Source organism: Bradyrhizobium sp. AZCC 2262, from assembly GCF_036924535.1.
Lineage (GTDB): Bacteria > Pseudomonadota > Alphaproteobacteria > Rhizobiales > Xanthobacteraceae > Bradyrhizobium.
Genome location: NZ_JAZHRT010000001.1, coordinates 2684191 through 2699088, shown reverse-complemented (window position 1 = coordinate 2699088; position 14898 = coordinate 2684191). Strand labels below are relative to the sequence as shown.

Annotated in this window: 14 protein-coding genes; 10 read left to right on the top strand and 4 right to left on the bottom strand. The window is 62.9% G+C overall.

The window, feature by feature from the left end; translation table 11 throughout:
- The first annotated feature begins 280 nt into the window (after positions 1-280).
- The 10 genes from V1283_RS12685 (at position 281) to V1283_RS12640 (ending at position 11083) form a co-directional block, all read left to right on the top strand.
- Positions 281-2041: an ATP-binding protein gene (locus V1283_RS12685; RefSeq protein ID WP_334386825.1), complete on the top strand. Its 1761-nt coding sequence runs from the start codon at positions 281-283 to the stop codon at positions 2039-2041.
- 195 nt (positions 2042-2236) lie between these two features.
- On the top strand, positions 2237-2821 hold the full coding sequence (locus V1283_RS12680; RefSeq protein ID WP_334386824.1) for a peroxidase-related enzyme: 585 nt from the start codon (positions 2237-2239) through the stop codon (positions 2819-2821).
- 18 nt (positions 2822-2839) lie between these two features.
- Positions 2840-3334 carry an MgtC/SapB family protein gene (locus V1283_RS12675; protein ID WP_334386823.1) on the top strand — a complete coding sequence of 165 codons (495 nt, stop codon included), beginning with the start codon at positions 2840-2842 and terminating at the stop codon, positions 3332-3334.
- A 290-nt stretch (positions 3335-3624) separates the two neighbouring features.
- Complete coding sequence (locus V1283_RS12670) at positions 3625-3993, top strand: hypothetical protein (protein WP_334386822.1); 369 nt, start codon at positions 3625-3627, stop codon at positions 3991-3993.
- 1054 nt (positions 3994-5047) lie between these two features.
- Entirely contained in the window at positions 5048-6007 is a 960-nt protein-coding gene (locus V1283_RS12665) for an alpha/beta hydrolase (protein ID WP_334386821.1), read from the top strand.
- Between the two features lie 798 nt (positions 6008-6805).
- Complete coding sequence (locus tag V1283_RS12660; protein ID WP_028346689.1) at positions 6806-7099, top strand: acyl carrier protein; 294 nt, start codon at positions 6806-6808, stop codon at positions 7097-7099.
- A 9-nt stretch (positions 7100-7108) separates the two neighbouring features.
- Positions 7109-7582: a 3-hydroxyacyl-ACP dehydratase FabZ family protein gene (locus V1283_RS12655; protein WP_334386820.1), complete on the top strand. Its 474-nt coding sequence runs from the start codon at positions 7109-7111 to the stop codon at positions 7580-7582.
- Positions 7575-8777: a beta-ketoacyl-ACP synthase gene (locus tag V1283_RS12650; RefSeq protein ID WP_334386819.1), complete on the top strand. Its 1203-nt coding sequence runs from the start codon at positions 7575-7577 to the stop codon at positions 8775-8777. Before V1283_RS12655 ends, V1283_RS12650 begins: the two co-directional genes overlap by 8 nt.
- A gap of 73 nt (positions 8778-8850) precedes the next feature.
- Positions 8851-10128, top strand: a complete 1278-nt coding sequence (locus V1283_RS12645) for a beta-ketoacyl-ACP synthase (RefSeq protein WP_334386818.1) — start codon at positions 8851-8853, stop codon at positions 10126-10128.
- Positions 10129-10147: 19 nt separating this feature from the next.
- Positions 10148-11083, top strand: a complete 936-nt coding sequence (locus V1283_RS12640) for a lipid A biosynthesis lauroyl acyltransferase (RefSeq protein ID WP_334386817.1) — start codon at positions 10148-10150, stop codon at positions 11081-11083.
- 342 nt (positions 11084-11425) lie between these two features.
- Here V1283_RS12640 and V1283_RS12635 read toward each other — a convergent pair whose 3' ends face one another.
- From V1283_RS12635 to V1283_RS12620, 4 genes are all read right to left on the bottom strand, one after another.
- A complete protein-coding gene (locus tag V1283_RS12635; RefSeq protein WP_334393039.1) occupies positions 11426-12490 on the bottom strand; it encodes a polyamine ABC transporter substrate-binding protein in 1065 nt (354 codons plus the stop codon).
- A gap of 45 nt (positions 12491-12535) precedes the next feature.
- Positions 12536-13708 carry an aminotransferase gene (locus V1283_RS12630; RefSeq protein ID WP_334386816.1) on the bottom strand — a complete coding sequence of 391 codons (1173 nt, stop codon included), beginning with the start codon at positions 13706-13708 and terminating at the stop codon, positions 12536-12538.
- Positions 13709-13716: 8 nt separating this feature from the next.
- Positions 13717-14046: a rhodanese-like domain-containing protein gene (locus tag V1283_RS12625; RefSeq protein ID WP_334386815.1), complete on the bottom strand. Its 330-nt coding sequence runs from the start codon at positions 14044-14046 to the stop codon at positions 13717-13719.
- Positions 14047-14208: 162 nt separating this feature from the next.
- Complete coding sequence (locus tag V1283_RS12620; protein WP_334386814.1) at positions 14209-14658, bottom strand: GNAT family N-acetyltransferase; 450 nt, start codon at positions 14656-14658, stop codon at positions 14209-14211.
- Positions 14659-14898 lie beyond the last annotated feature (240 nt).

Sequence of the window (14898 nt, the reverse complement as noted above, 5' to 3'; positions counted from 1 at the left end):
CCGCGGTCCGGCATCGGAGGTTACCGAGACGCGCCCGGCGGCCGGCGGCTCTCGTGCGAGGTGGTAAACGAATGATTAATTCCGAGCCGGTGTCAGGCGCGGCCGGAAATGCAAGAAAGTCCTTGTTTTCCAGCGCGACTGACACCCGCCGGCGCTGACGGGGCGCGGCCGCAAAAACGAATCCTGACCGAGATGCCGCGGATTTAGCCGATACGAAACCTCACCAGTTTAACCGTTTCGCTAGTCGGGGCTGCCCATAATGTTGGTCAGACCCCAATTCATGAGATCCAACACTGTGACATCCTTCGGACGTGTGATTTCCGTGCGCGGCTCCCTCGCCCGGGTCGGACTTCTGGCGTCGGGCCCGATGCCCGTCTCCGAGGTGCGCGCCACCGTCGGCCGCTTCATCAGTATTCGCTGCGCCGCCGATTCCACCATCGTCGCGATGATCACCGAAGTGTCGTGCGAGGATCTGCCGAACCTCGATAGCTACATCGCGAGCGCCTCGGTCGACCTGCTCGGCGAAATTTCCGGCGGCGAACGCCCCAAATTCCAGCGTGGCGTCACCAATTATCCGACGATCGGCGACGCCGTCGACCTCATCACCGCCGAAGACCTTCGCACCGTCTATGCGCCGAGCGGGTCGGATCAGATCAATGTCGGCACCCTGCAGCAGGACCGCTCGGTGATCGCCTATGTCGACGTCGAGGAGATGCTCTCCAAGCACTTCGCCGTCCTCGGATCCACCGGCGTCGGCAAATCGACCAGCGTGTCGCTGCTGCTCAACGAGATTCTGAAGGCGCGGCCGAACCTGCGGATTTTCCTGCTCGACGTTCACAACGAGTATGGCCGCTGCTTCGGCGAACGCGCGCTGGTGCTCAATCCGCGCAACCTCAAATTGCCCTTCTGGCTGTTCAATTTCGAGGAAATCGTCGACGTGCTGTTCGGCGGCCGCCCGGGCGTGCCCGAAGAACTCGACGTCCTCGCCGAAGTCATTCCGATGGCAAAGGGCATCTACACCCAGTATCAGAACTCCGACCGGCTCGGGCTCAAGCGCATGGACCCGAAGTCGGGCGGCTATACCGTCGATACGCCGGTGCCATACCGGCTGGTCGATCTGATCTCGCTGATCGACGAACGGATGGGCAAGCTGGAGAACCGCTCCTCGCGCATCATCTATCACAAGCTGATTTCGCGCATCGAGACCGTGCGCAACGATCCCCGCTACACCTTCATGTTCGACAACGCCAATGTCGGCGGCGACACCATGGCGGAAGTCATCAGCCACCTGTTCCGCCTGCCTGCCAACGGCCGGCCGATGACCATCATGCAGCTCGCCGGCTTCCCCGCCGAAGTCGTCGATTCCGTGGTGTCGGTGTTGTGCCGCATGGCATTCGATTTCGGTCTGTGGAGCGACGGCGTCTCGCCGCTGCTGTTCGTCTGCGAGGAAGCGCACCGTTACGCCGCCGCCGACCGCAATATCGGTTTCGGCCCGACGCGCAAGGCGGTCTCGCGCATTGCCAAGGAAGGCCGCAAGTACGGCGTCTATCTCGGCCTCGTCACCCAGCGCCCGGCCGAACTCGACGCCACCATCATCTCCCAGTGCAACACGCTGTTTGCGATGCGCCTTGCCAACGACCGCGACCAGGCGCTGTTGCGCTCGGCGGTCTCGGACGCCGCGGCCAACCTGTTGTCGTTCGTGCCTTCGCTCGGCACCCGCGAGGTGCTGGCCTTCGGCGAAGGCGTGGCGCTGCCGACCCGCCTGCGCTTCAAGGAAGTTCCGGTCCACCAGTTGCCGCGCAGCGAAGCCACCATTGCCACCGTGCCGTCGGTTGCCGCCGGCCACGACATGCATTTCGTCTCCGCCGTGCTGGACCGCTGGCGCGGCGCCACCTCGCATCGCGACGTGCCGAACGATCCCGGCATCAACGACCGGCCCGCGGCCGCCCGCGTCATGACGCCGGTGGAAGCGCCGATGCTGCAGCCCTCGATGGGGCTGGACCCCGACCGGTTCTCGCTGCTGAAGAAGCCGTTGCGCTGACGGCGGCACAGCATGATCCGGAAAACTGGATACCGGTTTTCCCTCGCGACAAACGCGGAACGCGTTTGCGCGGAGATCATGCTCAAATAGAAGCGACATTCGCGTGATTTGCTTGCGCGAGCCGGTATCCACTTCGCCGCAAAAGGCTATATGGTTCCGGCAACGCCGCCTTGCGGCTCCAGCCGGAACCCTTTCATGACCAAGCCCGCCACCAAACGATTTCAGCCGCCCGCCATCGACAAGCTGCCGGAGGACATCCGCACCCGGATCCTTGCCGTGCAGGAGAAGTCCGGCTTCGTCCCGAACGTCTTCCTGACGCTCGCTTATCGTCCGGACGAGTTTCGCGCCTTCTTTGCCTATCATGACGCGCTGATGGAAAAGGACAGCGGGCTGACCAAGGCCGAGCGCGAGATGATCGTGGTGGCGACGTCCGCCGCCAACCAGTGCCATTACTGCGTGATTGCCCATGGGGCGATCCTGCGCATCCGGGCCAAAAACCCTGTCATCGCCGACCAGATTGCGGTCAACTACCGCAAGGCCGACATCACGCCGCGGCAGCGCGTCATGCTCGACTTCGCCATGAAGGTGAGCCAGGCGGCCAACACGGTTTCGGAAGCGGATTTTGCCGAAATTGCCGGCCACGGCTTTTCCGACGACGACATCTGGGATATCGCCGCGATCGCCGCCTTCTTTGCGCTGTCGAACCGGCTGGCCAACGTCACTGCGATGCGCCCGAACGACGAGTTCTACATGATGGGGCGGCTGCCGAAACAGGGCTGAGCCCGGAGGTTTCCCGCGTTGCTGGACTGGACCGAAATCGCACTGCGTCTCGGCGTCGCCACGCTCGTGGGCGGCCTGATCGGGCTCAACCGCGATCTGCGGGGAAAGCCGATCGGACTGAAGACGCTGGGGCTGGTCAGCCTGGCGACGGCCATGCTGCTGGTGCTGGTTCATTCGGACGAGGCCAAAATCGTCTCGGACGCCGGCAGCCGGGTGATGCAGGGAATTTTGACCGGGATCGGCTTTCTCGGCGCAGGCGTCATCGTTCACGCCGGACGCCATTTCAGGGTTCGCGGGCTCACCAGCGCCGCCTGTACCTGGCTGGCGGCCTGCATCGGAATTGTCTGCGGCCTCGGACAATGGCGCGTGGTGATCATCGCAGTGGTCATTACCTTCGCGATCCTGACCGTCGGCGGCCGAACTGAACGCTGGCTGCACAAGAAGCTTGGCGGCAAGGACGAGACCGAGCAGGAACCGCATCCTGGCTCTTCATCGGACAACCGACCGACGTAGGGCCGCTATCCAATCAGGCCCGCACCAGCCGGCAGATAGACCGCGTTCTTTGTAACGGGGTTTACCGTGCCATGGTGGCGCGAGCCCTCAAATCGCCGCGACCGGAAGTCGGCTTGCGGCAGGCATGCCAGGATTGCCGGAAGGCCCGACGCCACGCGCGGCCGATCGACGGCACCGGTTCCATCAAACGTTGCGCGGATGGATGGCTGACCCGCGTCCGGCAAGATTTCATGTTGGAAGTGCCGGTGCCGTGCTAAGAAAGACTCAGGATTTTTCGCGGATCGGCGGCAGTGAAAACCCAGCGGCCCATTATTTCGGACGAAGAGCACGTGGTGCTCAAGTTCAGGCCGCGCACCTCGGCCCACCCGCCGGGCGGACGGGAAGAACCCGATCCAGTCAAGACGCCCAGCACCAAGGCATCCAACACCAGCACGTCGCCTGCGGCGAACGACTTGTCCCGCTACGAACGGCCGCGCGACGAGGGTGACGATTTCCGTCATCGCATGCTCGCCAATGTCGCAGCGCTCGCCTTCACCGTGGCACTGACCGCCATCGGCATCTGGCTTGCGGTCAGCATCGCCGATCTCCGCAAGACCCAGGACTGCGTGCTGATGGGCCGCCGCGACTGCGCCCGGATTTCTGTGACGCCGCTGGGGTAGTCGGCCAAGAACCGTTCCACCGTCTTTGCGAGCGCAGCGAAGCAATCCACGTCGCCGCACAAAGAAAGAATGGATTGCTTCGTCGCTTGCGCTCCTCGCAATGACGGATACAGGGACGTCATACCCGCGAAGGCGGGTATCCAGTACGCTGCGGCCTCTCGGTTCAATCATTGACGTCTCTGGGATACTGGATCGTCCGCCTTCGCGGACGATGACAGGTGAATGTGTATCTGCGTTCTCGCGACGCGCTGCGCCCGAGCTTTGCTGAAATTCCTTTCCCCCAAACAAGAGGGAGCAGGGAATGCCGGGTGCTTGCTGCACCCGCGGTCTCGTGTGCAAATAGCGCAAAGAGAGCGCACACGAGCATACAGGTACAGCCGGAGCACTCCGGCATTCCCCGCGCAATGGGTTGACGGCTTATGCCGCGCTCTCCCTGGAGACGAATTCCTCTTGCCTCCATCACTGCCGGCTTGATGGCTGATCGATCCGGTTGGATCGAATTCGCCACCGGCAGCTTGGCACCAGCAACGGGTGTCGGGACCACACGGTTTTGCCGTACGCAGCAACGTCGATCATCTTGCGCGCTGTCCTTCACTCACGGCCGAAACCGCCCTGCGAACGACTTCTCGCGCCTGACGCCGCCGCGTCCACCGCATCCCATCCCAACGTTCGTGACGATGGCCAACGCCCCTCTCCTTCAGGACGGGATGGCGGGTTTGTAGGACTGATTTGGGGTGGCGGCGAAGCGGATTATTTTTGCGATCGAGACTGGACGGGGCAAATCAGATTGAAGTTGTTGGGAAAAATCGTCCCATCGCGCATGCCCGAATAGCCCCGGTCACCTGCTGGTGGGGCCTGATCCCTTCTTCATCGGCGTTGTACCACATCGAACCGGGCGAGAATTAGGTGCACGGTCGCAGGAATTCCCGTTACGTTAGGTCAGGGCAAAAACAAGAATACCAGGGAGGCAACGTTGAGACTTTCAATCGCTGCGGCAGGCTTTTTTCTCGCAACTCTCCTTTCCGTTCCCGCGCTGGCACAGACGAGGGCTCTGGTGACTGAAGAGATGATGGTCAAGACATCAGATCCCGGCATCGAAATATATGTCCGCAACAAGCGGCCGGCGGACATGACCTCGTTCCGGCCGGAGCAGACCGTGCTCTACGTCCACGGCGCGACCTACCCTTCCGAGACGGCGTTCGACCTCAAGCTTGATGGCTTGTCCTGGATGGAATACATCGCCTCGCGCGGCTATGACGTCTGGCTTATCGATCTGCGCGGCTACAGCAAATCCACGCGCCCGAGCGAGATGGCCGACAAGCCCGAAGCCAATGCGCCAATCGTCACCGGCCAGACGGCGGTCAAGGACATCGGCACAGCGGTCGATTTTATCCTGCAGCGCCGCAACATTCCGCGTCTCAACCTTCTGGGCTGGTCGTGGGGCACGACGCTGATGGCGACCTACACCACGCAAAACGCATCGAAGGTGGAACGTCTCGTCCTCTACGCACCGGCCTGGATCCGGCAAACGCCTTCACTGGTTCAAGCCGGTCCCGGCAAGCTTGGCGCGTACAGGATGGTCAATCGCGATCAAGCAAAGGAGCGCTGGTACACCGGCGTGCCGGAGGACAAGAAAGCCAATCTCATTCCCGCCGGCTGGTTCGATGCCTGGGCCGACGCGACCTTCGCAACCGATCCGGTCGGTGCCCAGATGACTCCCCCGGTCGTTCGCGCGCCGAACGGCGTCGTGCAGGACAGCGCCGAATTCTTTGGCGCCGGCAAACCCTATTACGATCCTTCCAAGATCACGGTCCCGACATTATTGGTCGGCGCCGAATGGGACCGCGATACGCCGCCCTACATGGCGCAGACCCTGTTTCCGCTGCTGGTGAACTCGCCGGGAAAGCGCTACGTCGCGCTGGCCGAGGGAACGCACACCATCATCATGGAGCGCAATCGGCTGAAGCTGTTCGAGGCGGTTCAGGCGTTTCTGGATGAGGCGAAGCGGTCGTGAAGAGATCAGCCGAAGCGGAGGGCGAACTAGCGAGCGCGTAATCCGCCGTTTCGATCGAGGTGCAGTTCACGGCGTCGGCGCGGCATCGGTCAGTGTACGATAGTTCGCTGCAACCAGGCTGCGGATTACGCCTGCGGCTAACTAATCCGCCTTACGGGCTCGCGGCCTAACTTCCGGCTGAACACGGGTCGTCCCGAGTATCCCCCAGGGCTGGCATGATATTCGCTTCTTGCTTTCCGCCGGGCGTATCTTTCCTTGGAGATCAAATGGGCGAAATCATAAGATTTCCGAAGCCTACCCCCGACCGTGACAAGGCTCGTCTTATTCAAGAGGCCCGTGCATTATACGAGAGCGTGTTTCCGACTGAAACTGGCCCCGCCAGCATGCGGCAGGACACGCCTGCACAGACCTAGAAGCGTCATTCGGCAAGACGCGAGACCCAGCGGTCGGTTCTGTCCCGCTTGGGATTGTCTGCGAATGAACGATGATTTTGAGTTCGGTCGGCACGGCGAAGATGTCAGCTCTTAAGGCCGCAGCTCCGCCGGCTCGATTCGGCATGGGCTACCATCAAATTGAAGTTCTCGGTGGCGTTCGCAACACTTGTGGAATTCGGAACCAAAACCGCCATTCTCGCCCCCAAATCCATCCCCTTCCGCCCGGCCCCTCTCCATTGAACTCAGGCCCCCGCTCCGATATACGGGCTGTCGACTCCGGCCGAGGGGAACAGGGCCTTCCGGGGCCGTTCACCCGCCTCCTCAGGCCGCTCCAGATTATCTCCAATATATCAAAGGCTTAATGATGTCTTCCACATTCGATCAGATCGCCAACATTATCGCGGAAACCTGCGACATTCCGCGCGACACGATCAAGCCGGAGAGCCACGCCATCGACGATCTGGGAATCGACAGCCTGGACTTCCTCGACATCGCCTTTGCCATCGACAAGGCGTTCGGGATCAAGATGCCGCTCGAAAAGTGGACCCAGGAAGTCAACGACGGCAAGGCCACGACCGAGCAGTATTTCGTGCTGCAAAATCTCGCCGATCGCATCGACGAACTGGTCGCCGCCAAGAATGCAGCGCCGGGCGCCTAATCGCCTGCCATGGACCTTGATCACTTTCAGCTGATCGACCGCATCGTCGACCTCAATCTCGACGAGAAGAAAATTACGGTCGAGGCCCAGGTTCCGGCTGTTCACTCCATCTTCGAGGGGCATTTTCCGGGCTTCCCCATCATGCCCGGCGTGCTGCTGACCGAAGCGATGGCGCAGAGCTCCGGCTGGCTGTTGCTCGGCCTGTTGAAGTTCGAGCGCATGCCGTTCCTGGCCATCGTGAAGGAAGCCAAGATGCGGGGTTACGTCAGTCCCGGTCAGTTGCTGACGATCGATGCGAAGCTCGAGCACGAAGGCTCCGGCTTCGCCGTCACGAAGGCAAAAATACGCGTCGGCAAGGAGTTGAAGTGCAGCGCTGAAATAACCTTCGGCCTTGCCCCCTTCCCAGACCCTGCCTTGCGCGTGCACATGGACGCGAAGGCCAACGAGATCGGCTTCCCACTGCAGGCGATAACGCATGACTGAGCAGAAGTCCGCAGGCGCCAAGGAAGTCTGGATCACCGGCATCGGCATCGTCTCCTCGCTCGGCGAGGGGCTGGACGCGCATTGGGATGCGCTGAACGAGAAGAAGATCAACGTCGACGGCAAGCGGTTTGCGCCCTACATCGTGCATCCGCTTGCCCCGGTCACCTTCGACGCCCAGATCCCAAAAAAGGGCGATCAGCGCCAGATGGAAGCGTGGCAGCGCATCGGCACCTATGCCGCAGGGCTGGCGCTGGATTCGGCGGGGGTGAAAGGCGACAAGGAAATCCTCGGGCGGATGGACATGATCGTCGCCGCCGGTGGCGGCGAGCGCGATCTCGCGGTCGACGAGGCGATCATGAACGCCGACGCCAAGGGCAATTCCAGTCCGGGCTTTCTCAACGAACGGCTGATGAACGATTTGCGGCCGACGCTGTTTCTGGCCCAGCTCTCCAACCTGCTCGCCGGCAACATCGCCATCGTGCACGGCGTCTGCGGCACGTCGCGCACCTTCATGGGCGAGGAAGCGGCCTCCATCGACGCGGCGCGGATCGCACTGGCGCGGATCTCGTCCGGACAGAGCGACATCGCGCTGGTCGGCGCCGCCCACAATGGCGAGCGCTCCGATCTGCTGGTCCTCTATGAATTCGGCGACTTCAATCTGAAAGAGAAGTATGCCCCCGTCTGGCAGCGCGACGACCGAAGCGGTTTTGCGCTCGGCTCCGCCGGCTGTTTCCTGGTGCTGGAATCGCGCGAGCATGCCGAAGCCCGCGGCGCCAAGCCGTATGCCAAACTGACCAAGGTGGTCGCCGACCTCGCGCAGCGCAAGCAGCCGGGCGCGGTGACGAAATCGCTGGAAGCGCTGTGGCCGAAACTCGGTGTCGCCGGCGACAGCGGCCAACTGATCACGGGCGCGACCGGCGTCGAGCCGGTAACGTCTGAAGAGAAGGCGTTCCTGCGCCAGCACCCTGGGTTTGCGGTGCGCGCCACCGGAACGATGTTCGGCCACACGCTGGAGACCCAGTTTCCGCTGGGCCTGGCGCTTGCCGCGCTCTCGCTCTCCCGCGGCGCGCTATTTCCGCCCAACGATCCGACTGGGCTTGAGGTTGAAAAGGCCGATGCCCCGGACCAGATTGTGGTGGTGGGGACCGGTCACTGGCAGGGCGAAGGCATGGCCCTGGTCGAGGCCGTCAAGTAGGGCGCGAGCAGGAACCGCCAGAGCAGGCACGAGCGCGAGAGCGCATTCAGTCACGGCGCACATCGGGGGAACCATGTCAGCACCATCAGATAAATTCGGCAGGCCGATCGTCGTCGTCACCGGCATGGGCGTGGTGACGTCGCTCGGGGCCGGCAAGGAAGACAATTGGCGCAAGCTGACCGCGGGCGAGTCCGGCATCCGCACCGTGACGCGCTTTCCGATCGACGGGTTGAAATCGACCATGGCGGGCACGGTCGATTTCGTCACCGTCGATCCCGTCACCTCGACGGGATTGACCGAACGGCTGGCCGAAATGGCGACCGAAGAAGCGCTCGCACAGGCCTCCATCGGAGCCAAGGCCGATTTTCCCGGACCGCTGTTTCTCGCGGTTGCGCCGGTCGAGGTCGAATGGCCCCAGCGGCTCGAGCTCGGGCGCGCGGTCGGCAAGACCGAATTCGGCTACGATGACATGCTGCGCGTCAGCGGCGGCGGCCGGTTCGCGCCGTACCATCACCGCTTCATGTTCGGTTCGGTGGCGGGCCACCTGGCCGAAACCTTCGGCACCAAGGGGTCGCCGATCTCTCTCTCCACCGCCTGCGCCTCCGGCGCGACCGCGATCCAGCTCGGCGTCGAGGCGATCCGCCGCGGCGAGGCCGACGCCGCGCTCTGCGTTGCCGCCGACGGCACGGTCAATCCGGAAGCGTTAGTGCGCTTTTCGCTGCTGTCGGCGCTGTCGACACAGAACGATCCGCCGCAGGCTGCCTCAAAGCCGTTCTCGAAGAACCGCGACGGTTTTGTGATGGCGGAAGGCGCCGGCGCGATGGTGCTGGAAAGCTATGAGTCGGCGATCGCGCGTGGCGCAAAAATTCTCGGCGTGGTCGCCGGCTGCGGCGAACTGACCGACTCGTTCCACCGCACCCGCTCCAGCCCGGACGGCAAACCGATCATCGGCTGCATGCGCAAGACGCTGGCGGATGCCGGCCTCGAACCGGAACAGATCGACCACATCAACGCGCACGGCACCGCGACGCCGGAAAACGACAAGATGGAGTACAACACGACAGCGGTCGTGTTCGGCGAGCATCTGCCGAAAATTCCGGTGTCGTCGAACAAGTCGATGGTCGGACATACGATCTCGGCGGCCGGCGCGGTCGAGGCCGTGTTCTCGCTGCTGACGCTGGAGCACCAGCGGATTCCGCCGACCATCAATTACGAGATTCCGGATCCGGCCATCCTGTTCGACGTGGTCGGCAACACCGCGCGCGATGCCCGCGTCACCGCGGTGATGTCCAATTCGTTCGGTTTCGGCGGGCAAAACGCCTCGCTGATCCTGACCCGCGAACCAGTGTAGCAGCGCATCAATCAACACGATGAACCGCTTGCTCCTACGCACCAAGGCGCGCCTGCGCGACGCCGCAAAACCTGTGGCGGAAGCCGCCGTCGGCGCGCTGACGGTCGCACTGTTGCGCACCACGCGCTATTTCGATCCGGACAAGACCGCCAATTTCTTCGGCCGCGTCACCCACTTCATCGGCCGGCGGCTGCGCGAGGACCGCATCGGGCGCGAGAATCTCACGGCCGCATTCCCTGAGAAATCGTCTGAGGAGATCGAAACCATTCTGGCCGGCGTGTGGGACAATCTCGGCCGCATCGGCGCCGAGTTCGCCCATCTCGACCACATCTGGGACTACGACGTCGACCATCCGGACAAGCCGAGCCGCGTCGAGTTCGGCGCGCGGACCAAGCAGATTTTCGACCACCTGCGCGACGACGGCAAGCCGGCGATCATCTTCGCGAGCCATCTCGGCAATTGGGAGATCCCGGCGCTCGGCGCGGTCGCCCATGGGCTGGATTGCGCGATCCTGTTCCGCCGGCCGAACATCGAGTCCGCCGATCGCGCTATTGAGCGCATCCGCGCCGTCAAGATGGGTACGCTGGTGCCGGCCGGCCGCGAGGCGCCGCTCAAGCTTGCAGAAGCCCTGCAGCGGGGCCAGCACGTCGCGATGCTGGTCGATCAGTACATGGGCAACGGCGTCGAGGTGACGTTCTTCGGCCGCAAGACCAAGGCCAACCCGACGCTGGCCCGGCTGTTGCGGCAGGTCGATTGCCCCGTGCACGGCGTCCGCATCATCCGCCTGCCCAACCACCGTTTTCGCGCCGAATTGTCCGAAGAGGTCAAGCCGGTGCGTGACGCCGCGGGCCAGATCGACATCCAGGGCACAATGCAGGCGGTCACGTCAGTGGTCGAAGGCTGGGTGCGGGAGTATCCGGATCAGTGGCTGTGGCTGCACAGGCGGTGGCGGTAGCGAGCGATGCGTAGCCCGGATGAGCGCAGCGACATCCGGGGGCCGCTCTCGCCATTGGTCCCGGATTTCGCTGCGCTCATCCGGGCTACGGACTACGGGCTGGCTTATCCGCCGAACAGCAGGCCGAGACTCCACGCCTTCATCGCAACGGCCGATCCCAGGACGAAGACGATCTGCAGCAGGGTGCGCGTTGAAAAGAACGTAAGGATGTTGGTCATGTGATGCTCCCGGAGGGAGCTATAGATTCCCCCTCCCGGTCCGGCAACAGAAGTTTGCCGCGAGTGGAAAACAATTGCCGGCCCGGGCGAATTTGCAACACTGCGGACGCCGCCCCCTACCCGCTCACTTCCCCGTCTTCACCCTGGTCCACAGCCGGTTGATGATACGCTGGGTGGCGGGGTCGCGGGCCTGGATGACGAACAGCTTTTTCTGCGTCGCCTCGTCCGGATAGATGTTCCTGTCGTCGAGAATCTTCGAGTCCACAAGCTTCTGACTCGCCAGATTGCCGTTGGCATACGACAAAAAGTCCGAATTCTTCGCCGCAACGTCCGGGCGGTAGAGATAGTTGATCAGCGCATAGGCCTCCGCGACGTTCTTCGCATCCGCCGGGATCGCGAGATTGTCGAAGAACATCTGCGCGCCCTCTTTCGGGATGGCGTAGCCGATCTCGATGCCGTTCTTGGCTTCGGCGGCGCGGCTGCGCGCCTGCATGATGTCGCCCGACCATCCCACCACGAAGCAGATTTCGCCGGATGCCAGCGCGCCCAGATATTCCGAGGAATGAAACTTGCGGACGTTGGGCCTGATCTTGCTGACGAGCTCGGCGGCCTTTTCCAGATCGGCCTGCTTGGTCGAGTTCGGATCGATCCCGAGATAACCGAGTGCCGCCGGCAGAATGTCGTCGGCGGAGTCCAGCATGTGGATGCCACAGTCCTTGAATTTTGCGAGGTTCTCCGGCTTGAAGACGATATCCCAGCTATCGATCCTGGCGTCCGGCCCGAGAATTTTCTGCATCGTCTTGACGTTGTAGCCGATGCCCGTGGTACCCCACATGTAGTTGGCGGCGTAATCATTGCCGGGGTCATAGATGGCGAGCTGGCTGGTCACGACCGGCCAGGCGTTGGCGAGATTGGGCAGCTTCGACTTGTCGAGCTTGAGAAAGACTTTTGCCGTGATCTGGCGCTGCAGGAAATAGCCTGTTGGCACAACGACGTCGTAGCCTGACTTCCCCGCCAAGAGGCGCGTCTCCAGCGTCTCGTTGGCGTCAAAGGTGTCGTAGACCACCTTGATGCCGGTTTCCCTGGTAAAGTCTTCCAGCACCCCCGGCGCCATATAGTTGGACCAGTTGTAGAAGTTCACCGTGCGCTCCTCGGCCTGCGCGGGCGAGAGCGACAGCGCAACCGTCATCGCACCGATCAGGCGAAACGAACCTCGGACCAGATCGCGCATCTGCTACCTCTTGCGGCGGCCGTGCACCGCGTCCGACAGGCGCTCCAGCGCGGTGTCCAGCGTTTCGTCCTTCTTGGAAAAACAGAAACGCACCACCGACGTCACCGCGTCCTGCTCGTAGAACGCGGATACCGGGATCGCGGCGACTTTATAATCAGTCACGATACGCTTGCAGAACTCGACGTCGGTTTCGTTGAGCCCGAGCGGCGACAGGTCGACGGTGAGGAAATACGTGCCCTGCGATTTCAAAACGGGAAAGCCGATGCTCTCCAGCCCCTTCGTCAAACGGTCCCTGCTCCGCGCCAGCTCCTTGCGCATATCGTAAAAGTATTCGTCGGGCTTGCCGAGGCCGTAGGCGACGGCGGCCTGCAGGTTCGGCGCGGTCGTGAAGGTCAGAAACTGGTGCACTTTTGCAGCCACCCGCAACAGCGGCGGCGCGGCGCAGACGAAGCCTATCTTCCATCCCGTCAGCGAAAAGATCTTGCCGGCGCTGCCGACCTTGATCGTACGGTCGCGCATGCCCGGGATCGTGATCAGCGGGATATGCTCGCGGCCGTCGAAGACCACGTGCTCCCAGACCTCGTCACAGATCGCGATGGTGTCGAACTGCTGGCAGAACCGCGCCAGCAATTCGAGGTCCTCGCGCGGATAAACCACCGCCGCCGGATTGAGCGGGTTGTTGAACAGCACCGCCTTGGTCTTGGGATTGAAGACGCTGGCGAGCATCTCTTCCGTCAGCCGCCAGCCTGGCGGCTCGAGCCGCAGCAGGCGCGGAATGCCGCCGGCCTGGCGGATGATCGGCAGATAGCTGTCATAGACCGGTTGAAAGCAGACGACCTCGTCGCCGGGTTCGACCACGGCGAGAATGGACGACGTCAGCGCCTCGGTGCCGCCCGAGGTCACCATCACTTCCGTCATCGGATCGAGTGATAGCTTGTGCCAACGCCCGTAATGCGCCGCGATCGCCTGCCGCAGTTCGGAAATGCCCATCATCGACGGGTATTGGTTGTAGCCGTTCACGGTCGCGTCGGCCGCGGCGCGGCGGATGTCCTCCGGCCCGGGATCGTCGGGGAAACCCTGGCCGAGATTGATGGCGTTGTTGTCGCGGGCAGCCTGCGACATCGCCTCGAACACGGTGACCGGAAGGTCAGCAAAGACCTTATTCATGGATGTCATGGTGGAGATCAGCCGCCGGTTTTGGTCGGCAAGCCGGCGGCCTTCCAGCCAATGATGCCACCGGCCAGATGCTTGTCGTAAGGCAGACCCGCCGCCTGCGCGGCCAGCGAGGCCGTCACCGAGCGCTTGCCCGAACGGCAGGCGAAAACCACCTGCTTGCCCTGCGGGTCCGGAATCGCCGCCGGGTCGAACGACTGCAGCGGAACGACCACGCCATCCGGATAGGCTTCCACCGCGACCTCGTTGGGTTCGCGGACGTCGACCAGAAGATAGCGCCCTTCCGCTATCCCCCTGGAAACGTCTTCCGGGGTCAAATCGTGCACCTGATGGTCCGCCACGCAATATCCTCCTGACAACCCGCCGCGAGGGCTCAGATCAGCCCGGCCAAGCGGGCGCCAAAGTCGCCCCTCGCGCGGCGAAAATCAAGCGCCGCGAACGGTTTAAACGATCATCAAACCGTGCCGCCGCCCAACGCGCTTATTCTCCTACCGCCCCTGTTTTCAGGTCAGAAGTTCTTTCGCGATGGGCCAGGCGCCTTGCGGCGTTTGCGGACCGGTCGCCCGGTAGCCGCGATGAAGGTAGAAGCCGCGGGCATTTGAGCTGGCCTCCGCGTGCACTGAGGGGAACTCGCGCTCGCGCATCAGCCCTTCGAGCATGCTGAGCAATCCGGCCCCAATGCCCTGCCCGGCAAATTCCGGAGCTGCATAAAGCCCCTCCAGACAATCGCCGCGAATGGCTCCCCATCCGGCGACGGTGCCGTCCAGTTCGGCAACCCATACTTCCAGCTCACGCAGCTTTCGCTCCATACCGGCCGGCGTGAGCTGCGACGCCCACGCCCGCGCGTCAGCCTCGGGCATCGTTGGAGGCGCAAGCTTCAGGATCGATCGCCGTCTGATGTCGTGGAGACAGCTTGCGTCCTCGCGCATCGCCAGACGGTAAACGGCGCCCATCGTCACCTGCCCCGAGTCAAAATGGCCCCGCTGAACCAGCGCAGCGTTACTCGATCGGAGTAGCGTCCTCAACGTCTGTCGCCGTTGCCAGCAAATGGCACATGAAAGGTGCCGCCGATGAAGAAGGTCGCCTGAAAGCAGCCGGCCCATCTGGCTGTAGGAATGTCCTTCCGGCATAACTTGCCGGGGCCAGTTTGCTGGAGCGGCAACGACCGAAACGGGCTGTTGTTAGACAAGAGC

Excerpts from the sequence above, each read along its gene's own strand:
- V1283_RS12640 (WP_334386817.1), top strand. The coding sequence starts at position 10,148 with ATGAACCGCTTGCTCCTACGCACCAAGGCGCGCCTGCGCGACGCCGCA.
- V1283_RS12650 (WP_334386819.1), top strand. The coding sequence starts at position 7,575 with ATGACTGAGCAGAAGTCCGCAGGCGCCAAGGAAGTCTGGATCACCGGC.
- V1283_RS12645 (WP_334386818.1), top strand. The coding sequence starts at position 8,851 with ATGTCAGCACCATCAGATAAATTCGGCAGGCCGATCGTCGTCGTCACC.
- V1283_RS12660 (WP_028346689.1), top strand. The coding sequence starts at position 6,806 with ATGTCTTCCACATTCGATCAGATCGCCAACATTATCGCGGAAACCTGC.
- V1283_RS12630 (WP_334386816.1), bottom strand. The coding sequence starts at position 13,708 with ATGACATCCATGAATAAGGTCTTTGCTGACCTTCCGGTCACCGTGTTC.
- V1283_RS12620 (WP_334386814.1), bottom strand. The coding sequence starts at position 14,658 with ATGGGCGCCGTTTACCGTCTGGCGATGCGCGAGGACGCAAGCTGTCTC.
- V1283_RS12655 (WP_334386820.1), top strand. The coding sequence starts at position 7,109 with ATGGACCTTGATCACTTTCAGCTGATCGACCGCATCGTCGACCTCAAT.
- V1283_RS12685 (WP_334386825.1), top strand. The coding sequence starts at position 281 with ATGAGATCCAACACTGTGACATCCTTCGGACGTGTGATTTCCGTGCGC.
- V1283_RS12680 (WP_334386824.1), top strand. The coding sequence starts at position 2,237 with ATGACCAAGCCCGCCACCAAACGATTTCAGCCGCCCGCCATCGACAAG.
- V1283_RS12635 (WP_334393039.1), bottom strand. The coding sequence starts at position 12,490 with ATGACGGTTGCGCTGTCGCTCTCGCCCGCGCAGGCCGAGGAGCGCACG.